This is a genomic window from Microbulbifer maximicatervae (SeqCode) (genome assembly GCF_052468155.1).
This window is the reverse complement of sequence record NZ_CP174335.1, coordinates 3,269,876-3,290,345: the sequence shown is the minus strand read 5'-3', so window position 1 is coordinate 3,290,345 and position 20,470 is coordinate 3,269,876. Positions and strand designations below refer to the sequence as shown.

Sequence of the window (20,470 nt, the reverse complement as noted above, 5' to 3'; positions counted from 1 at the left end):
CTTTGGAGACATGTATTACCGTGGAAATGGATTACACAGCAGTACCGAAATTCCAAGAAGAATACGCCGCAAAGATCCCCGCCCTGGCCCTGTTGTGCAATCTGGGCTGGTCGTTTTTACCCCCCGCCGAGGCCAACCAAGCCCGTAGTGGGCGCCAGGATCAGGTGGTGCTCACAGAGATACTGCGCCGGGAGCTGGGCAAACGGACCTTCCATTTCGCCGGTAAAGAGCAGCCGCTCTCGCAAAAATCCATCGACCACCTGATTGGCATCGTGTGCAGCCCAGCGCTGAACAAAGGACCGCTTGCGGCCAACGAAGAGCTGTACAACCACCTGCTCTACGGCATTTCGGTGACCGAGTTTGTCGATGGCAAAAAAGCTACCCCCACGATTGCCCTGATCGACTGGCACACCATCGAAAACAATCACTTTGCCTTTACCGAGGAATTCAGCGTAACCCGTGCCAGCGGCGTAGAAAGCCGCCGCCCGGATATGGTGTGTTTCGTCAACGGTATTCCCCTGGTAGTGATCGAGGCCAAGCGCCCGGATGGCAAGAAAGGCCCCTCTATCGACGAGGGCATTTCCCAGAGCCTGCGCAACCAGCGCAACGATCAAATCCCGCAACTGTTCGCGTACAGCCAACTTTTATTGTCAGTCAACGGCGCCGAGGGCCGCTACGGCACCTGTAACACGCCGGCAAAATTCTGGGCGGCCTGGCGCGAGGAGGATATCGCCGATGGGGAAATGCTGGCGATCAAAAACCGCCCCCTTTCCAGCGAACAAATCCAAACTCTGTTTAAACAGCGCTCCCCATCAGATCTGGACTGGTACCAGACCCTGATCGCCGGCGGCGAGCTGGCCCTGGGCGGCCAGGATCGGTTGCTAATCAGCTTGCTATCGCCCCAGCGATTGCTGGAGATGGTCCGTTACTTCACCCTGTTCGATAAAAAGGCCGGTAAAATTGTCGCCCGCTATCAGCAGGTATTCGGTATCAAACGACTATTGGAGCGCATTGCCCAACGCGGCAATGACGGCGCGCGGGAGGGCGGTGTGATCTGGCATACCACCGGCTCCGGCAAATCCTTCACCATGGTGTTTTTAAGCAAGGCGCTGATCTTCCAGCCGAGTCTCAAACAGAGCCGCCTGGTTATTGTCACCGACCGGGTGGATCTGGAGCGCCAGCTCAGCAATACCTTTGCCAGCGGTGGAGAACTGGCGGGCAAGAAAGACAAAGAAGCGGCCATGGCTACTTCCGGCAAGCGTTTGGCCCAGCAGATTGGCAGCGGCAATGAGCGGATTATCTTCTCGCTGGTGCAAAAATTTACCGGCGCCACTGCCCTGCCGGAGTGTCGCAACGACAGTGCCGACTTGATTGTGCTGATCGACGAGGGCCACCGCAGCCAGGGCGGCGAAAACCATATCCGTATGCGCCAGGCCCTACCCAATGCCGCCTTTGTGGCCTTTACCGGCACACCCCTGCTGAAAGACGACAAAACCACCAATAAATTCGGCCCCATAGTGCACGCCTATACCATGCAGCGGGCGGTGGAGGATCGCACCGTAACCCCACTGCTGTACGAAGAGCGTATCCCGGACTTGAATGTTAACGAGCGCGCAATTGACCGCTGGTTTGAGCGCATTACGGTGGGCTTGAGCGAGGAGCAGCAGGCAGATTTAAAGCGCAAGTTTGCCCGCAAGGGAGAGATTTACACTGCAGACGATCGCATTCGACTGATTGCTACCGATATCGCCACCCATTTTGTTAAAAATATCGATGCGGGCTTAAAAGGTCAGCTGGCCTGCGATAGCAAAGCCACTGCCATCCAATATAAAAAGTACCTGGATGAGGCCCAACAGCACTGGCCAGAAGCGCAGAAATTTGAATCGGCAGTAGTGATCAGTGCACCGGATACTCGCGAGGGCAACGAGGCGGTAGATGAATCCTCGATGCCGGAGGTAGTGAAGTGGTGGAAAGACAATGTGGGCTCGCAAAATGAACAGCGCTACACCCAGGGAGTGATTGAGCGCTTCGATAAAGACGATTCCCTGAAACTGCTGATTGTAGTGGACAAACTGCTAACCGGATTCGATGAGCCTAAGAATACGGTGCTGTATATCGATAAGCCCCTCAAGGAACACAACCTGATCCAGGCGATCGCGCGGGTCAACCGCCTGCACCCGGATAAAAAATTTGGCCTGCTAATCGATTACCGGGGCATCCTGGCAGAGCTGGATACCACCATGCAGAAATACCAGGATCTGGCCGCGCGCACCCAGGGCGGTTACGATATCGACGATATCGCCGGGCTCTATAGCCCCATGAGCAGCGAGTACAAGCGCCTGCCCCTGCTGTATAAAAACCTTTGGGGCATTTTCGCCGGCGTAAAAAATAAGCAGGACACCGAGCAACTGCGTCAGGTGATAGTGCCAAAAATTGAACAGCGCAACGGTGAGCTAGTCGATGTAAACCTGAAAGTGCGCGAGGACTTCTACGAGGCACTCACCCACTTCACCACCTGCCTGAAAGTAGCCCTGCAATCGGCCACCTTCTTCGAAGACAAAAGCTTTAGCGATAGTGACCGCAAGCACTACAAACAGACAATTAAAGAGTTCGCCAAACTACGCCAGTGGGCGCTACAGCAAACCGAAAAGTCTGTGGACTACGACCACTACGCGGCCCAGGTTAAAAACCTGTTGGATAAGCATGTGGTGGGGGTAGAAATCTTACAGCCCGAAGGCAAATACGAAGTCAATAAAATGGGCAAGGCGGAGCGGCCTGAAGATTGGGGGGAGGACAAAACCCGCAACGAAACCGACATTATCAAAACCCGCGTGACCCGCATGATCGAGCAGGAGCTGCGCGACGACCCCTATGCCCAGGAGGCCTTTTCCAAGTTACTGCTGCAAGCCATTGAGGAGGCGGAAAAACTGTTCGATCACCCGCTCAAGCAGTACTTACTGTTCGAAGCGCTGGAGGCCCAGGTAAAAGCCCGCAACCTGGATGAAATACCCAATGCCTTTGCCGATAATCGCCACGCCCAGGCCTATTTTGGTGTATTCAAGAAAAACCTGCCGGAAGCATTCACAATTGTTGATAGCCAGGTACAGGATAAATGGATCAAGCTGGCTTTCGAGGTGGATACGGCTGTGAACCAGGCCGTAATGGAACACTCCATCAGCCCACAAAATATTGAGAAGGATATCCATAAAAAACTGATGCCCAAATTATTTATGGAGTGTAAATCCATCGGCAGTGGTATGGTGCAGGCCAAGAAAATGGTGGAGATGATCCTACAGATCACCCGCGTTGGTTTAAGCGGAGACTAACCTCGGCATGAATGTGCCCATTACTTCCCCCCCAACTAAACCCAACTCCCGGCAATTGAGCTTTGCCTATGGGGATGAACGCATCACGTTTGAATGCCAACCCCGCCCCCAGGCCAGTGGGCGAGTGCTGATCAAAGTACACCCAGACTGCCGTGTGGTGGTCAGCGCACCGGAACCTATCGATAACGATGCAGTATTAAAGGCGGTAAAAAAACGCGGGCGCTGGATTTACCAGCAGCTGCGGGATTTCCGCAAAGCGCTGGAATATATAACGCCACGGCAATATATCAGCGGCGAGAGCCACTACTACCTGGGCAAGCAATATCTGCTGAAAGTCATTGAATCTGAAGACACCCAACAACAGGTGAAATTACTGCGCGGCAAGCTGGAAGTATCCGTGCGGAAAAAAGATCCCGAAAGAGTGCGCCTGCTTTTGGCCGAATGGTACAAGGCGCGCGCTAAAGATATTTTTCACCGCCGCCTGGATACACTGCTTGAGCAGGCCCTGTGGGTTTCCGGGCGCCCGCCCCTGCGTATCCTCAGTATGAAAACCCAGTGGGGCAGCTGCTCCCCCCAGGGGCGTATTACCCTCAATCCCCACCTGGTAAAAGCACCGCGCCAGTGCATCGACTATGTGATTTTGCACGAGCTCTGCCATATCGCAGAACACAACCACAGCGAGCGATTTTACCGTTTAATGAATCAAGTGATGCCCAAGTGGGAAGGCACGAAAAACAAACTGGATGCTATGGCGAATTTGATTCTGGGTGATACCCTGGCTTTTTCACCAACCTGCACATAAGTTATCTAAAGTAGATCGCTGTCACACTACGGAAAGCCGACATGCAAAAATCGCCATGGGTTGAAAACGCCATCGCAAAAGCGGATGCACACTGGCAGGCATCCAAGTCCACCATTGAGGGCAAAGTATTCAGTGATGTACAGGACAACCAGGGCCTTCAGTATGTCGATATTGTGATGGAAGGTGGCGGTATGCTGGGGATCGCCCTGGTGGGATATACCTATATTCTGGAAAAGGCGGGAATTCGGTTTCGCAAAATTGCAGGAACCTCAGCGGGCGCCATCAACGCACTCTTCTTGGCAGCGGCCGGCACACCGAGCACTGGCAAGAGCGAAAAGCTCTTGGGCATCCTGGCCAATGCGGACTTTGCCAGTTTTGAAGATGGCGAGCGCTATGCGCGCAAAACGGTACAGCGCCTGCTCAAGGGCAAAGGCTTGATGAGCAGTTTGGCATTGCACCCCTTCGATTCTATCCGCACCTTGCGGCACCTGCTCAGACATAAGGGGCTGAATCCGGGAGATACCTTTACCCAGTGGTTACAAACGGAGTTGACACAGCTGGGCATTACCAACACCGCACAGCTCAACCAGAGAATTAACCAGTTCCCACAGCTTCTGTACCGCGGCACACCAGATCACTTGATAGGTAGCGGCGAGGTTGCCCTGGTGGCAGCGGATATCACTACAGAGACCCGCGCAGTATTTCCAGCCAAGGCGCCGCTCTACTTCGATAATCCGAGCGCAGTAAACCCTGCGGAGTTCGTGCGTGCCTCCATGTCGGTACCCGGCTTCTTTAAGCCCTACACCGTAAAGGGCATCCCCCAATTAAGTGAGTGCAATACTGTCGCCGAGAATTGGCGTAGCATTAAAGGCATCGGTGATCCCAAACGTTTTTTCCGTGCTGGCTTTCCCAAAGATATTGAATTTGTTGACGGCGGCCTTGTCTCCAACTTCCCTTTCGATATCTTCCATAAACCCATCGGCACCCCCAAATTGCCAACCTTTGGGATCAAGTTGGAAGTGGATCTGTACCAGCCAAAATCAGATAAGGTAGGAAGGTTTGCGATGGGGCTGATCAGCACTTGTCGCAATATGCTCGACAACCATGTGCGCGCGAGCTTGAACGCGGAATACCATGCGCTGGTAAAAGAAATCCCCATTAACCCCACCGATACCGGAGAAAACCCGCACTGGCTGGATTTTTCCATGCCGGACCACCACTGCGAACACCTGTTCTTATCGGGCGTCAATGCAGCAATTGAGTTTTTGAATCAGGGATTCCACTGGGAGGATTACTTGGTGTTGCGCCAGCCGGACTCTTTCTATACTGGGGAAAAGCTGGCTTAAATGCAGGCCCGATGCGATAGTCGCAACGGGCCCAGCGCTCTTATTTAGAAAGAGCGACGACGGTAAGAACGGTAATCTGCACGCCAGAAGTTGCGCTCTAGCAAACGCTCTAAATGCTCGCGACTCACCTTGGGCGCAACGCCATCCAATTGCGCTTGGGCAGCCACAGCCCGAGCAATATGCATGCTCACATCGCGAATATCATTCAGGTGTGGCAATAAGGCGCCTTCACCATCTTTCACCACCGGCGCCTGCTCTGCCAGGGCGTTGGATGCTGCCATCAACATACCGTCAGTCACTTTGGAAGCACCGGAAGCAATCACGCCGAGGCCAATACCCGGGAATATATAGACATTGTTACACTGCGCTACCGCATAGTGATGTCCATCGATTTCTACTGCTGCAAAGGGGCTGCCGGTAGCCACCAAAGCTTCGCCCTTGGTCCAGCTGAATATCTCAGTTGGAGTCGCTTCAGCTCGGGAAGTGGGGTTTGACAGTGGCATCACCAAAGGACGGCGGTGCCCCTTGTGTAAAGCTTCGATTACTGGCTGGGTAAACAGGCCACCCTGCCCGGAAACACCAATCAGGATGCTGGGCTCAACATTGCCGATCAGCGTCTCAAGGTTCCAGCTGGACACTCCCTCATACTTACTCGGGTCCTGGGCCAGAGCTGCCTGGAAGTCGTGCAGGCCTTTCATATCGGAAGTCACAAGCCCGTAGCGATCGAACATAAAGATCTGTTCACGAGCCTCGGCATCGGATAGACCGGCCTGCACTTTTGCACTGACGATTTGCTCGGCAATACCACACCCGGCTGAACCGGCCCCCACTATCGTCACCTTCTGCGCGGCGAGGGTTTCTTGCCAGGTCTTACAGGCAGCCAGGATAGTACCCAGTGCTACAGACGCCGTGCCCTGAATATCATCATTAAAACAGCACAGGCGGTCGCGATAGCGCTCTAACAACGGCGTGGCATTGGTTTGAGCAAAGTCCTCAAACTGAACCAATACCTTGGGCCAGCGACGCTTTACCGCTTCAATAAATTGCTCCAGGAATTCATCGTACTCTTCCTGGGAAATTCGCTCATGGCGCCACCCCATATACATGGGATCATTCAGCAAAGTGCGGTTATTGGTGCCAACATCCAAGGTGACAGGCAGGGTATAAGCCGGGCTTATGCCGCCACAGGCGGTATACAGGGAGAGCTTGCCAATAGGGATACCCATGCCGCCGATACCCTGATCACCCAACCCGAGTATCCGCTCGCCATCGGTCACCACAATAACTTTGACGTTCTCTTTAGTGGCGCTGCGCAGAATATCGTCGATATATTCCCGGTCCGGATAGGAGACAAATAATCCCCGGTGGTTGCGATAAATACTGGAAAACTCTTCACAAGCTGCACCTACAGTGGGGGTGTAGATAATCGGCAGCATCTCTTCCGTATGATGTTCGATCAGATAGAAGAACAACGTCTCGTTGTCGTCCTGGATTCCCCTCAGGTAGATATGTTTTTCCAAGCCAGTCTTACACTGCTGGAATTGGAGGTAAGCGCGCTTGGCTTGCTCTTCAATCGTCTCAACGGTATTCGGCAGAAGACCGACCAAATTAAACTCGAGACGCTCTTCCAAGCTAAATGCGCTGCCTTTATTGAGCAGTGGTATTTCCAGTAGGGAGGGGCCTGCGTGGGGGATGTAAAGTGGACGCTTTTCGTTGTTACTCATATGCCTGCTTTTGCCTATCGCCCGAAGCGATGATTATTGCGTAGCCATATTTCAATATGACTGAATTAGCCAACCATGTTCTTGAAGTTGCATAAATGTGCTAACTCAACTTGAGCCGAAGACTATCTATTGTGCCGATAGATAACAAGGCCCCCGGTGTGGCCCAATTCGCGAATAAACAGAGTCGCTCAACTATGCTAGCTGTAATTTATCTTCTCTTCGCAACGAATTCTTTTAAGTTAAAAAGCGATCCGACACATTCAGGAAATGGAGCCGCCATCGATGCACAAGAGCAAAGCTGGATTAACCCTGCTCCTCTTTATTCTTGTACTCAGCCTTTATAGTTGCAGTAAAAAGCCCGACGGAGATAAAAATACAAATTCAAACGCCCGACAGACAGAGGACGCCACTCCAGAAAAACAAAGGCCGCTCACGGCGATGGCACCGGAGATAGAAGCGGAGCTGGAAGCCCAACGGGACAGCGATAAACGCATCGCTCGCAATGTCTATTTTGGCGATACACATGTCCATACTGGCTGGTCGGTAGATGCGGGGTTGGATGGCGCAATTCTTACTCCTGGTGACGCCTATCGATTTGCCCTGGGAGAAACTGTTACCTCCAACAGCGGACTGAAAGCCAAGCTCAGCCGCCCTTACGACTGGTTCATGATCACCGATCATTCAGACGGTATGGGAGTTATCAGCGAGATCATCGATGGCAATCCGGAAATGATGTCCAATGCCACCTTGAAAAAATGGCACGAGGCATTAATTTCAGGCAGCGAAGAAGCGACCAATGAAGCAAAAAGTGAAGTCATCGTGCTTCAATCAGAAGGCAAACTGCCCGAGCAGGTAATGGACCCGAAATGGATGAAATCCGCCTGGGAAAAAACCGTTGAAGCCGCAGAGAAATATTACAAACCCGGAGAGTTTTCTACCTTTATCGCCTTTGAGTGGACAGTTAACGCCGATGGTGGCGACAACCTGCACCGCAATATTATTTTTCGTGATGGCGCAGACCGCACTAAGACCCTGCTTCCCCTAACTACCTTTGATACCGAGAACCCGGTAAAACTCTGGGAGTGGATGAAAGCCTACGAAGACAAAACCGGCGGCCGGGTACTCGCCATTCCCCACAACGGCAATATGTCTAATGGCCGTATGTTTATCGAGCGGCAGTTTGATGGCTCCGAACTCACTCCGGAGTGGGCACAAATGCGCGCCCGTTATGAACCCCTTTATGAGCTGGTACAGGTAAAGGGACAAAGTGAGTCCCACCCTGCCCTCTCCCCGGAAGATGAATTTGCCAACTGGGATCTGTGGGATAGAGGCAACCTGATCTTAAAGCCCAAGCCCCCCGGTGCCCTGCAATACGAGTACTGGAGGGAGGCACTCAAGTCTGGCCTACGCCTGGAAGAGAAGCTGGGCACCAACCCTTTCGTGCTAGGCGCAAACGCAGCCACCGACACCCATACCGGACTTTCGACACCGGATCAGGGCAACTTCTTTGGCAAGTTCAAGACCCTGGAACCCAGCAACAAGGAGCGCTGGGCATTTCCCCTGCTCAAGGGGGTTGGTGGAGAGTACTTCGGATGGGAACAAGCTGCCTCAGGCGTTACGGGAGTCTGGGCCAACGAGAATACCCGGGAGGCAATATGGGATGCGATGTACCGCAAGGAGACTTTCGCCACCACAGGCCCCCGGATCTCAGTTCGCTTCTTTGGAGGCTATGACTATAACGATGAGGATATTCACGGTGATCTGGTCGCCAATGGCTATAAAAAAGGCGTGCCGATGGGCGGGAAACTACCTCAAGCCAGTGAGGGACAGGCACCGACATTCCTTATCGCAGCACTGAAAGACCCTGAGGGCGCCAACCTGGACCGTATCCAAATCATCAAGGGCTGGCTGGATAGCAGCGGACTCACCCGGGAAAAGATCTTTAATGTGAAGTGGTCTGGAAGCCGTAAGCTGGATACCGTGGGAAAACTACCCCCAGTTGGGACTACTGTGGATATGAAGACGGCGGAATACACCAACTCTATCGGCTCCCCTCAGCTAATCGCGGTATTCAAAGATCCCGACTTTAACCCCAAGGAAAGAGCCGTCTACTACCTGCGCGCCCTGGAGATACCCACACCCCGATGGACTCTATTTGACAAGGTACGCTTCGGTATTGAAATGGATGAAAAAGTACCCCTTACCCAGCAGGGGCGAGCATTCAGCTCGCCAATTTGGTATTCACCCTAGAGTTAAGGAGCCTCTGAATAACTCCGTGATACCTCTGGCTTTCAGAGCGGTTCACAATCAAGGCGCGGCTTCGCAGGAATGTCTAGACCTTTCAAGAAGTCGCAACGCGGAGTGTGAATCGCTCTGCAAGCCCCGAAGGGCGGGCCTTGAAGGCCGCACCTGCTGCGTTGCAGCTCTTGTAAAGGGCTACGGCCATTCGCGGCGAGCTGCGCCTAACATCTGCAGCCTTCAAGACTCGCAGAGGCATTACGGAGTTATTCAGAGGCTCCTTAAATAGCCCGTATATATACGCGATTCAATTACTTGATGGATATGGCTATCTGAACCTCATTTCCATCCACATACTGCTCAAAATCTGTGGTGAAAGCTCGCTGATGGGGGCAATCCTCCACAGCGAAATAACTCCAAACCTCGCCCCACAAATCAATGGCGACCTGAGGCATTTCCCCTTTGGCGGAAAACATTAGGTATTTGCCGGGCAGTATTTGAATCGACTTGAAATCCTCAGACATATCCTTCGACAACATATCTGAACATGCATACACATCAAAAAAGCCGGTATGGTCAGATTCGTAGTTGGAGTAAACACCAAATACCTTAGGGTTGCCCCTTAATTTGGGGGCAGCCTCTGCGCCGAAGCGTTCCCACATTGGCGTTATCTTTGCTGTTTTCGGGTCAGACTCATTGGCGTTCTTAGTGCGGGTATAAAAACCCACTAATTCCAGGCCTTCTAATTCTCTAACTTCCATTTCTGTGGACCAATTATTTAGTTATTCGTAGAGTGCCGAATACTATAACAGCTCTCCGGGAACTGGCCAGGCGCACACGGTCACAAGAAATCACAAGTACCTTTTCAAGCTGACTTTACAGATTTCTGCCTTACCTCTGAAGGGGGGTACCCATACATCGATTTATAGAGCTGGGTAAAATAAGATTGACTTGAGAATCCGCTCTCCAGAGCTATATCGACTAAACGCTTATTGGTAGTCTTCAACTGAATATCAGCATGTTGTAACCTACGTTCGTTAATCCAAGCCTTTGGTGACTCAGCTTTAAAGACTTGGCCAAACTTATTCTTGAATGATGTGAGACTCATCCCAATCTGTTTAGCATAATTTGCTACAGACCAGTGCTGAGTAGCATTTTCCTCCATAAATCGGCGGAAACGCTCGTTCACCGGATTAACCTGCCGAAGCAGCTCGTCAGCTAAGCGACAACCGCAAGCACCCTTCAGCTTTAAGAGAAGTAATTCTTCCAGCTTTAAATAATTCAAACTCTCATCATTTAACTTGCTAAATGCACTCAGTGAGTCCAAGGTAAAGCGTGTCAGATCGCACTTTGGAAAAACAAAAGGCCCACTTTTGGGGAACGTTGTCACGCTGGATGCAAGGGCATTCTTTGCTTTAATCAGTACGCGAGAGTGTCGCTCATAAAATCGTGTCAGCATGACCGGGCTGATACTCGCACAGATGATTATTAGGTCTTCTCCCTCAGACAAATTATCAACTGTAACATGGCTCATTTCACCCGATAGCCAGATCTCCCCCGAAGCCATAGGGAATTCGCAAGCATCACTATTGATATCAGCAACACCTGAAATCACCATTGTCAGATTAAAATCTGAAGAAAACCCAATTGAAACATTTCCATTTGGTGAAACAAGTATCTTTTGAAACCGAAACAAGTCACCTAAATACTGACTTTCAAATAAGACATTTTGCCTTATGTGAGTGTCCAAATCCTTTTGGCGAGGGGCAATCATGGAATTCACCACTAAATTTACTTCTTCTGTATCTTTACGCTTCACCTGACTCAGCTGAAGCCAAGCTCCAATCACGACACTTTTGTTTCCACTGTGCTCAGGGAGCACTCATCAAGAGATCCGTGCACGGGGTGCGTGGTCACCAAGGGGGAGACAAAGCCGCTTTCGAGTTCAGCCATTAAAACCCACAATCGTTGAATTGAGCGTTTGAAGAATCATTTGAAAGGCGGATACAGCGAAACTATTTGCAGGACTAAAGTGCCAACCTCTTTAGGAAGGGCAACTTTATTAGCCAGGATAAGGGGAAGGTCTCATAAATTAACCTATAAACAGGAACATACAATCCTGCACTACTTAGCGGGCCCTTCCAAAATTCAATTATTCTTCATGCGCGACAAAGCAAGTAGACACCCCAATGCACCCTTTACATTTATTTACACTACCTTAAACGGAACAAGAGGAGTCTCTGAGAGTGAGGGATTGTGAGGTTTAAGCATCGCCTATTCTATTAGAAATAGTGTCACCATATGAAAATTACTGACTTAAAAACCCTAAGTATTCACTAGCAGCCCGGTGGTAATGAGAGACCTCAGGTATTTGGCAAAAGATATCTAAAACAGGCCCCATAACCATCTACTGGCTTTGTAAATTATGGAAAACCCAAACAATTTGCCTGATTAAGCCCCTCACTCTGGTGTAATCACCCAAAAACCGCTAGGTAATCACAAAGATACTGCCGGGTAATGCAGCTGTTAACTTAACTATCTTTAAACTTAATAAACATTTGATTTGTACCAGGTATGATTTTTTTCTAAAATGTGAGAAGATAGCTTTTAACAATATCCCTCGGCTCGTCATGACGGACTCTGCACCAAATAGGTGCCATGGAACCAAGTGGAATATTTATTGATAAATTGAGAGAAGTTTTATATATAAACTATGCAAGCGGATAAGGTCATACCCATACTTAACTTCTATTTTTCAATTATAGATTAGTATTTATTAAGATCTTTTCTGTTAACTCTTTAATTTGCCAGTATTAGTAATCAGCAAAACACCCTAAACCAATAAACTCTTAAGCCTTTGAGATTTATGTCAACTAGTTACTCTAAAGAATTAAATCGGCTTGCCCAACTTATGTGGGAGCAAGAAGCGGAGTTGGAGCTTAAGCCCCAGGAAGAGAAAGAAGCAGCCCCTGAAAAGTCCTCAGTCAACAACGCTCCTAATGACGTTTTTTGGGGCAAATGGAAAGGGCGATATATCGTGGTAATGCGCTATATATCTGGTAGAACAACCTCCAATGTTAAGCTCCCCAATATATATGCCGATGAGGCCGATGCCCGCTCTGCCGCCCTCGATATCATTCGAAAATTTCCAGAAGCATCTATTCGCTATCTTTCAGCTAAAGAACTGGCTGTTTACCTATAGCCAACCCTTAAGAGCTTTAGTTGTTGGTTTTTGAGCAGGGTGGCTGCACTGCAGAACCGCCCCCTCATATTATTTTTATAGGTCACACTATCGGCGATTAATGCTTTGATATAAATTGACGAACTTCCTCCACAAATACATTGGAGGCAGGCTCACGCCCCAGGAGTAAGTGACCGTCGCTATTGAGACCAACAAATCGAGCGCCAGGTATAGCAGAAGCAATTTCACAGCCCGTCTGAACAGGAATACGCTGGTCCCCTAGTGAATGGATCACTAAAGTGGGCACATTAATCTCTTTGAGCTTGTCCCGCACATCAATACTGCCAAAAACCGATAGGAAGCGGACTGCATTTTCCGGCGAAGTAGTCAGCCGCTGAAACTCATTAAACCACTCTAATTCGCTGGCATTCGCGCTTGGCATAAATGTCGTGGAAAAAATCTGCCGATAAGCAGGATTATCCTGTCCCCAGCCCGTCGCTGTCAGGGTCATTACTGCTTCGCGCTCTTTTATCGTGGCCTCACTGGCACCTATTCGCCAACCTGCGTGATAACCCCCAAACAAAATCAGCTGCCTAACACGCTCTGGATGCCTTACTGCATATTCAATAGATACTGCCGCTCCTTGCGATATACCTAGCAAAGTAAAGTTATCAACTTCACAGGCATCGACGACTGTCTCAAGGTCTGTAACAAACGACTCAAAAGAGATATTTTCAACTTCCCAATCCGACAGGCCATTCCCACGCTCATCGTAACGAATAAACTGGTGGTCGACAGAAAGCTCCCGAAACAATGGACTCCATATGGGAGAGTCCCAGTCATGCTCTAAATGACTCAACCAGTTTGCGGCTTTAACTATAGGAAGCCCCTCTCCCATCTTGGCATAGGCAATACGCACACCATCGCTGGCCGTACAAAACTCAACCTTCTGTTGAGTTAGCAGTTTACGCCCCGTAGCTAAATCATCACCGGATTTCTGAACTACCGACTCACCAAGCCTGCAGGGCGACCATGTAATGCCTGCTTTGCGGAATCTGTCAGCAAGCCTTGTCCGTTCAAACTCCACTTCACTACTCAATCCCAATGAGCTCAACAAATGCAGTAACTGCGTTGCAGCGTTTGGGTTATAGGGCTCCAATGCCACCCAGCTGCGGGCCCAAGTTAACTGGTCCGGTATAGGAACACCCGGGTGAGAGGACAAGCGGGACAGCACCCTTCCTTGCAATTGAACAATCTCTTGACGTTCAGACAGTAACCACCGCTGAAATAGTTCTTGATCGGGCAGATCGATCCCATCCAGGAAAGGCTCCTGCAGCTGTCGATGGATATCTTCCAGCTCTGCTGCCAAAACGCCGGGGGAATCAAGCTTAAGTGCTATTTCGGCAACATCAATACAAATGCCTTCCGTATCCAAGCTGACACGCTCTCTATCAGCAATGAGGCGCTCTATTTCTGGGTCGTTGACAATGGATCGAATTTTACTCAAAGACCAGCGCAGGGAGGCACGCGGATCGTCAGGGAGCTCCCAGAATATCTCACATAAGCGATCCCTCCTGTGAGGTCTCGCAGCCAACAGTAAGAAAGCCAAAAGTGCTCGAGTTTTTCTTGAGGGTGGTAGATTAACAGGGCTGCCATCACGGGAGACAAGCAAGTCGCCCAGCATTTGGATTGAGATTCCCATTGATAAGTTATTAACCCCTGAAATGTAAGGTACTAGCATTTCTCAGAGAAAGGCGCCGGTGATTTTCTCAAGGATAATTGTTAGCTGCAAACACCGTTCGCGAAAGATGTGAAACCCTCTGCCAAAAACGCTTATTCCAAGATAGACAGCAATGAGAATACCAACGGCGCAGTGAAGCTTAAATCTGGCCAAGAAAGCACACTCCATTGGGCTTCTTTAGGGGTTAGAGTGGAATCGAAGAATTAGTCTGGCTCGATAGTCTTATCAGGAGATTCTGAAAATGCCCCAAATGGACCCCAGTGAAGGGCTAGATCCCCCAATATATAATGGGCATCTACAAGAAGTAGAGCAAACATATTGAGGAGCCGGACAACCGTATCGGAAAGGAGTTAAAAACCCATTTTCAAAATCAAAACCATGTCAGTATGGGCCTTATAGCCTAGGCCAATATTTGGAGCTTTGACTCACAAAAGGCCCTTAGAAACTCATACTAAAACAAACTTACGGAAGGGTTATCAATAAAGAATCGTATGAGCCAAAAGTAGAAGGGAGAGCGACTTCGCCAGGCTTACAACCTGTGAACACCCCGCCCAACTACCTAAAACACTTTGCAAATGCGCAAGCGCTACCTTACAAGTCTCAACTATCTGTCACTGTGCACAAAGATATCAAATCCCAGAGCCCTTGAAGTTCTATACAATCTAGAATCACTGTGATAATGCTCATACCACTTTCTAAATTGTGCATATTTCAGAAACTTAAACTCACCCTTATTGGGGTCAAAAAAGTAGCTTACCTTATCCGCAGATGGCTCAATGCGAAATGCCATCGCATGCCCCCACCCAGTACCTGCAGTTCTCAACATACAGTGGATGGTATTAGACTGCTGCTTGAAGCAATCTTTGGATTCAAGAGCATCAAAAGACGCAGCAAACTGATCTTTCAACGAAGGACTTTTCTTTTTCTGTGCAATACCGCTACCAGCCTGCCCAATATAGCGAAATCCCTGAGACTCTAAATATTGTTTAGTCTCCTTAATCATCTCATGAGATGTGCTAGGCCTGCCCTCACTTCCATTTGCAAACTTAAATCGATACATAGAGGCGAAGCGCTGGGCGACCACCGCTATTTTTGTCTCATCGATACTATTACCAGTCGTTAAAGCATCCTGAAGCCCCGACTGAAGGGCTTTACTGATCCAACTAACTGATAGAGCCTCACAAATCCCACCCTTGGTATGTGGATGCTTTTTGGTGATTTTTGAATAGCTTCCCTGACTGAACTTCCAGGTTAACTGCCCGCCGTAATTGGACGCACTTGCATCACTATTCAGTAAACTTGGCATTTTTTATCCTCACATCACAACCGAATATTCGGCTTTATTTATATTATCCGGGCTTTATGCAAACAATGTGCAAATTTAGTGATTAATTATTATTAGAAAAATATCACCCGAACATTTCCTTTAAAAACCACGACAAAAACTCAAAGACTGCACCTCAACCGATCAACTCGTCACAAGAAAGTGACAAACAAAACACTGAGGTATCACCCACCTTTAAGGGAACCTTAAAATTAAAACGCAGCTTAGCAATTACTATATTAGTTTGAATGGTCGAAAATATAACGTTTTCAACATGCTATATTTTTACAGACTACAAGTCCACGACAAGCGATCAATGTCGCCATCAGGCAAAACAACCACAAAATAATTACTGTTATTTAAAATTCACTACAGGCAACAAGGCATTTCGGTTTACTAAATAGAGACTGGTTTTAAATATACTTATCAGTACAGCAATTTAACTAAACACCCAGTTAATTTTAAATCAACACATTGACTTAATTACCCTCGGTAAACAGGCAGCAATCAGTACCTTTCGCTACACCGCATAACGTACTCAAAAGAGACATAAACAAACGATCAGAAGAAAGAATCAATGAACTTGGATCAAAAAGGCTGAAGAGCCACTACATCGTGGCTCTTTTTTGTCTCGGAGGGATATTGCTATTGTTGTGTTCCATACCCGCCAGGGGAAGTTTTAACCTAGGGCGGAAGGAATAAATACTGGAAGCCCTGGAAACAACATCAGTTACACGAGAGAATCTTAAGTATCCTGGCGAACCACTAAACTGCCAAAACCAATCAATAGGCCACCACTAAAACGCTGAACCCATCTTTGCATATTCCCACCAATGGAAGCCACTTTCCACTTCGACAACATAGTCGCAAGTGCCAGAAACCACAGGAATATTATTGATGCATGAAGTGAGACCAGCAGGAAAGCCTCATAGTAACTAGAACTGCCAACTGAGATAAACTGTGGAAAGGCCGCGAGATAAAACATCGATACTTTGGGGTTAAGAATCTGGGTTAAAAAGCCCTCGCCAAAATTTCGGTATGAGCTCCCAGGAGCTGCTGTAATTGGTGACAATTCATCCCCTGTATCCTTCACCGAAGATTTTGACAGCGTGGCTAATATCGTTTTCACACCCAAATAAACCAGGTAGGCAGCCCCAAGATATTTGATAATTGTATAAACCTCAGACGACTGCAATATAATCGCCGACAAGCCCAAAATTGAAATGGCACCATGGGCAAATGTTGCTGAAACCAGCCCAAAAATATTCTCTACTCCCGGCCTCAGCCCCCTACTAGCTACTGTTTTAAGAATCAGGACGCTGTTCGGCCCTGGTGAAATAACCAACAAAAGAGAGATTGCAGCAAATGCGAGGATTTCGCTCATAACAATAAACACCTTAAAGAAAGCCAGTGGATAAGGGGTACATCTAAGGGGTATATCTAAGGAGGTCGCCGAGCCAAGGGTTGGCTCGGACTAAGGTCAATACAGGTAAGTTGCCGTACCGGTAGCAATCAATTCATCCGTGTCGTTAATCAACTCCATTCTCGTTACAACCAGCTTGTTACCGGTGCGCAGAATTGAGCCATGGCAGAGAAAGTGTTCTCCCCTGCCCGGCTTTAGGTAGTCTACACGCATGTCGACCGTACCCAGCTTTAATAGGCGATCCACTTTTTCTTTCCAGTGCACATCTCCCAGATGCTGGTAGGCGGCGACCATTGCGGTCAAACCACCAACCGTATCCAGGGCGGTGGCAATTACGCCACCGTGCAGGATGTTCTTCCACACATTGCCGATCAACTGTGGGTTCAGTTCAAACCCTGCGGAAAGTGTGAGCGCCTCCAGGTCCAGGTCGCGCATCTCAAGTCCAATTTGTTGATTAAAAGGAATCTGCTCAAAAAATTCCTTTACCAACGCCTGAAACTCACTGGGTGAGGGTTCTGTCATAGGCGGGCAACCCGGTTGAGCCCATCCAGTGCAGCACTGCGATATGCCTCTGCCATGGTGGGGTAGTTAAAGGTGGTATTAACGAAATAATCGATCGAATTATTCGGTGCTGGTTGTTTCATAATGGCCTGGCCAATATGCACAATCTCAGCAGCCTCTGCTCCAAAGCAGTGAATGCCCAGGATTTCGTGAGTCTCGATATGGAACAAAATCTTGAGCATGCCTACGCGCTCACCAGAAATCTGCGCCCGCGCAGTGTGCTTGAACAGTGCGCGGCCCACTTCGTAAGGTACTTTGGCTGCGGTTAGCTCTGATTCGGTTTTACCCACAGAGGAAATCTCTGGAAGGGTATAAATCCCGGTAGGCGCATCTTCAATTACTCGATGGCCACGGCCCGCAATCGCTGCTGCAACCGCACGCCCCTGGTCATAAGAGGCACTGGCAAGGCTGGGCCAGCCAATCACATCACCTACCGCAAAAATATTTTCAATTTCGGTACAGTAATGATCGTCAACGCTCAATTGTCCGCGATGGTTCGCTTCCAGACCGACATTCTCCAGACCGAGGGAGCTGGTGTTACCAGTACGGCCGTTACACCAGAGCAATGCATCCGCATGAATACGTTTGCCGGACTGCATCTCCATAATTACGCCCTGCTCATTGGGCAGTACCCGCGCATACTCCTCCTGGTGGCGAACAGTCACGCCCATATCGCGCAGGTGATAGCTCAGCGCATCAGAAATCTCATCATCGAGAAATTCCAGCAGGCTGTTACGGGTATTAATCAAATCCACCTTAACGCCGAGGCCAGCGAAGATAGACGCGTATTCACAGCCGATAACACCAGCACCATAGATCATAATGGAGTGAGGGGTGTGCTGCATGTCCAGGATCATATCGCTGTCGTAGACCCGTTCGTGATCAAAGTCTACATCGGCGGGGCGATAAGGGCGTGAGCCAGTAGCAATAATAAACTTCTTCGCTGTAATAGTTTCCGCCGCACCATCGGGCATAAGCACCTCGACAGTATGTTCATCGCGGAACTTAGCTTCGCCGACGATTAGCTCAACCCGGTTGCGGGCATAAAATGAAGTGTGCATTTCCACCTGATAGGAAATGACTTTATTCACCGTCTGCATTACCTGGGGGAAAGTAAGGCGGCGGGGTTCACCCAATGCGCGAAAAACGCTCTGGGTGTTATAACGCATCAACTGTTTGACAGAGTGGCGCAGCGCCTTGGAGGGAATGGTACCTTTGTGAGTACAATTACCACCAACCACTTGGCGCTTTTCAATAACCGCAACGCGCATGCCCTTTTTTGCTGCGCTCATTGCGGCGGCCTCTCCAGCCGGGCCAGAACCAATTACTACCAGGTCAAACTTTTGCTCTGCCATTAAATGCTCTAATTCTATTTTCCAAACGGAGTCCACAGCGCGCTAACGCCATTTACTCAATACTAAATATACGGTTATCGACACCACTTGTGCCAATGACATAAAACAACAAGCCCGTTGATCACGGGCTTGTTGGAGAGGGAAAGCTTACTTGCGTTTAGATGCGTCGTAAGCGAGATCTTTGGCAGTCATCTGCTGCTGTCTTTGCCTCTCCTGTTCCTTTTCACACTCATCGTCATCGCCACCGCAGACTGTGCAATCCTGCTTCATGCCGATATTGTTGAGCCCGCCACAAGTTCCCTTTAACGGTTTGTTCTGAACCATGGCCCCGATCGCCATACCGGCAACAACGAGCAACATGGCCACAAAGGCAAATATGAAAATTGTCACTTCTCAGACCTCTCTACATAAGGTTTAAAGCCAGAGCTAGAACGCTCTTCGAAACCTGAATCAGTTTTCACCACCATAAAGACGGCTAGATTATCTCTTTCTGCCAACGCCATGCCGGCATCAGCACCGAGGACATTGATCGCGGTAGCCAGACCATCGGCTTCTGCACAGGTGTCGGCAATAACGGTTACCGATGCCAATTTGTGCTTAATGGACCGCCCGGAGCGTGGGTCAATGCTATGGGAGTAACGAACACCATCCCTTTCGTAGTAGTTGCGGTAGTCTCCACTCGTAGCTACTGCCTTCCCACTCACCGCGATTGGCTCCTGCACCATCTGCCCTGCCGTACTGGGTACTTCAATGCCAATTACCCAGGTCTTACCCCTTGGATTCACACCCTTAGTTCGCAGTTCACCGCCAATTTCGACCAAGTAGTTTCGAATACCCAGGTCTTCCAATAGCTCCGCAACCCGATCAACTCCGTGGCCCTTGGCAATCGCTGAAAGATCCACCTCAACGGGGCGGCTCTTGATAACAGTGTCTGGCTTACGGGTCAGGGTTAACGCATCGGAACCGACGACGGTTAGCAGATCGGCAATGTCTTTATCTGAGGGGATATGCTCCGGTTCGGGCTGGGGACCAAAACCCCACAAGTTGACCAGAGGGCCGACCGTCACCTCGAAAGCGCCTTCACTGCGGCGATAAATATCCAGGGACATTTCCAGTACATCTGCCAAGTGTTGGCTCACCGGGATCGCCTGCCCTACCGGGCTTTGGTTAAAGCGCATTAACTCAGAGTCGTCGATATAGGTCGACATCTCCTGGTTGACCTGCTGCAACTCATCGTCGATCAACTGCTGCAACTCACCCTGCTCCAGCCCAGAGGGCACCTGAACGACGGTGATGTGATAGCTGGTTCCCATGGTGCGGCCAGCCAACTGCCAGGACTCCGGCGAAGGAGCACAAGCCGATAAAATTACAGCCGCCCAAAGCAAAAACAGGGCCGTAAAGACGGGCCCTGTTTTTGAGTTTGTCGGGCCTGTGATTGCTTTTAGCAAG

15 protein-coding genes are annotated in these 20,470 nt (G+C 49.6%); 5 read left to right on the top strand and 10 right to left on the bottom strand.

The window, feature by feature from the left end; genetic code table 11:
- The first annotated feature begins 2 nt into the window (after window positions 1-2).
- The 3 genes from ACJJIY_RS14175 to ACJJIY_RS14165 are packed head-to-tail and all read left to right on the top strand — an operon-like array spanning window position 3 to window position 5,474.
- Window positions 3-3,326, top strand: a complete 3,324-nt coding sequence (locus ACJJIY_RS14175) for a type I restriction endonuclease subunit R (protein ID WP_445358128.1) — start codon at window positions 3-5, stop codon at window positions 3,324-3,326.
- A 7-nt stretch (window positions 3,327-3,333) separates the two neighbouring features.
- Window positions 3,334-4,128, top strand: a complete 795-nt coding sequence (locus tag ACJJIY_RS14170) for a M48 family metallopeptidase (protein WP_445358127.1) — start codon at window positions 3,334-3,336, stop codon at window positions 4,126-4,128.
- A gap of 41 nt (window positions 4,129-4,169) precedes the next feature.
- A complete protein-coding gene (locus ACJJIY_RS14165) occupies window positions 4,170-5,474 on the top strand; it encodes a patatin-like phospholipase family protein (RefSeq protein WP_445358126.1) in 1,305 nt (434 codons plus the stop codon).
- A gap of 44 nt (window positions 5,475-5,518) precedes the next feature.
- Here ACJJIY_RS14165 and ACJJIY_RS14160 read toward each other — a convergent pair whose 3' ends face one another.
- Window positions 5,519-7,198, bottom strand: a complete 1,680-nt coding sequence (locus ACJJIY_RS14160) for an NAD-dependent malic enzyme (RefSeq protein ID WP_445358125.1) — start codon at window positions 7,196-7,198, stop codon at window positions 5,519-5,521.
- Between the two features lie 282 nt (window positions 7,199-7,480).
- Between ACJJIY_RS14160 and ACJJIY_RS14155 the strand changes: the two genes are divergently transcribed.
- Window positions 7,481-9,448, top strand: a complete 1,968-nt coding sequence (locus ACJJIY_RS14155; RefSeq protein ID WP_445358124.1) for a DUF3604 domain-containing protein — start codon at window positions 7,481-7,483, stop codon at window positions 9,446-9,448.
- Window positions 9,449-9,747: 299 nt separating this feature from the next.
- Here the strand turns inward: ACJJIY_RS14155 and ACJJIY_RS14150 are convergent, their stop codons facing one another.
- Window positions 9,748-10,197, bottom strand: coding sequence for a GyrI-like domain-containing protein (locus ACJJIY_RS14150; protein WP_445358123.1), 450 nt, complete (start codon window positions 10,195-10,197; stop codon window positions 9,748-9,750).
- 104 nt (window positions 10,198-10,301) lie between these two features.
- Window positions 10,302-11,255, bottom strand: coding sequence for a helix-turn-helix transcriptional regulator (locus tag ACJJIY_RS14145; protein ID WP_445358122.1), 954 nt, complete (start codon window positions 11,253-11,255; stop codon window positions 10,302-10,304).
- A 1,047-nt stretch (window positions 11,256-12,302) separates the two neighbouring features.
- On the opposite strand from ACJJIY_RS14145, the gene ACJJIY_RS14140 reads away from it, so the two are divergent.
- The gene (locus ACJJIY_RS14140; RefSeq protein WP_413662424.1) at window positions 12,303-12,638 is read left to right on the top strand and encodes a hypothetical protein; all 336 of its coding nucleotides are present in this window, start codon (window positions 12,303-12,305) and stop codon (window positions 12,636-12,638) included.
- A gap of 97 nt (window positions 12,639-12,735) precedes the next feature.
- Here ACJJIY_RS14140 and ACJJIY_RS14135 read toward each other — a convergent pair whose 3' ends face one another.
- From ACJJIY_RS14135 to ACJJIY_RS14105, 7 genes are all read right to left on the bottom strand, one after another.
- The gene (locus tag ACJJIY_RS14135) at window positions 12,736-14,319 is read right to left on the bottom strand and encodes a bifunctional AfsR/SARP family transcriptional regulator/alpha/beta hydrolase (RefSeq protein ID WP_445358121.1); all 1,584 of its coding nucleotides are present in this window, start codon (window positions 14,317-14,319) and stop codon (window positions 12,736-12,738) included.
- Window positions 14,320-14,962: 643 nt separating this feature from the next.
- A complete protein-coding gene (locus tag ACJJIY_RS14130) occupies window positions 14,963-15,664 on the bottom strand; it encodes a YopT-type cysteine protease domain-containing protein (RefSeq protein WP_445358120.1) in 702 nt (233 codons plus the stop codon).
- 763 nt (window positions 15,665-16,427) lie between these two features.
- Window positions 16,428-17,066: a LysE family translocator gene (locus ACJJIY_RS14125; RefSeq protein ID WP_444907935.1), complete on the bottom strand. Its 639-nt coding sequence runs from the start codon at window positions 17,064-17,066 to the stop codon at window positions 16,428-16,430.
- 96 nt (window positions 17,067-17,162) lie between these two features.
- Window positions 17,163-17,627, bottom strand: a complete 465-nt coding sequence (locus ACJJIY_RS14120; RefSeq protein WP_282932335.1) for a thioesterase family protein — start codon at window positions 17,625-17,627, stop codon at window positions 17,163-17,165.
- Window positions 17,624-19,021, bottom strand: coding sequence for a Si-specific NAD(P)(+) transhydrogenase (gene sthA / locus ACJJIY_RS14115; protein WP_108733649.1), 1,398 nt, complete (start codon window positions 19,019-19,021; stop codon window positions 17,624-17,626). The genes ACJJIY_RS14120 and sthA overlap by 4 nt, the downstream gene beginning before the upstream one ends.
- 147 nt (window positions 19,022-19,168) lie before the next feature.
- Window positions 19,169-19,411 (bottom strand): (Na+)-NQR maturation NqrM, encoded by a 243-nt coding sequence (nqrM, locus tag ACJJIY_RS14110; protein WP_444893507.1) that lies wholly within the window; start codon window positions 19,409-19,411, stop codon window positions 19,169-19,171.
- Window positions 19,408-20,469 (bottom strand): FAD:protein FMN transferase, encoded by a 1,062-nt coding sequence (locus ACJJIY_RS14105; RefSeq protein WP_445358119.1) that lies wholly within the window; start codon window positions 20,467-20,469, stop codon window positions 19,408-19,410. Before ACJJIY_RS14105 ends, nqrM begins: the two co-directional genes overlap by 4 nt.
- Window position 20,470 lies beyond the last annotated feature (1 nt).

Excerpts from the sequence above, each read along its gene's own strand:
- ACJJIY_RS14150 (WP_445358123.1), bottom strand. The coding sequence starts at position 10,197 with ATGGAAGTTAGAGAATTAGAAGGCCTGGAATTAGTGGGTTTTTATACC.
- ACJJIY_RS14165 (WP_445358126.1), top strand. The coding sequence starts at position 4,170 with ATGCAAAAATCGCCATGGGTTGAAAACGCCATCGCAAAAGCGGATGCA.
- sthA (WP_108733649.1), bottom strand. The coding sequence starts at position 19,021 with ATGGCAGAGCAAAAGTTTGACCTGGTAGTAATTGGTTCTGGCCCGGCT.
- ACJJIY_RS14135 (WP_445358121.1), bottom strand. The coding sequence starts at position 14,319 with ATGGGAATCTCAATCCAAATGCTGGGCGACTTGCTTGTCTCCCGTGAT.
- ACJJIY_RS14155 (WP_445358124.1), top strand. The coding sequence starts at position 7,481 with ATGCACAAGAGCAAAGCTGGATTAACCCTGCTCCTCTTTATTCTTGTA.
- ACJJIY_RS14120 (WP_282932335.1), bottom strand. The coding sequence starts at position 17,627 with ATGACAGAACCCTCACCCAGTGAGTTTCAGGCGTTGGTAAAGGAATTT.
- ACJJIY_RS14170 (WP_445358127.1), top strand. The coding sequence starts at position 3,334 with ATGAATGTGCCCATTACTTCCCCCCCAACTAAACCCAACTCCCGGCAA.
- ACJJIY_RS14130 (WP_445358120.1), bottom strand. The coding sequence starts at position 15,664 with ATGCCAAGTTTACTGAATAGTGATGCAAGTGCGTCCAATTACGGCGGG.
- ACJJIY_RS14125 (WP_444907935.1), bottom strand. The coding sequence starts at position 17,066 with ATGAGCGAAATCCTCGCATTTGCTGCAATCTCTCTTTTGTTGGTTATT.
- ACJJIY_RS14160 (WP_445358125.1), bottom strand. The coding sequence starts at position 7,198 with ATGAGTAACAACGAAAAGCGTCCACTTTACATCCCCCACGCAGGCCCC.
- ACJJIY_RS14140 (WP_413662424.1), top strand. The coding sequence starts at position 12,303 with ATGTCAACTAGTTACTCTAAAGAATTAAATCGGCTTGCCCAACTTATG.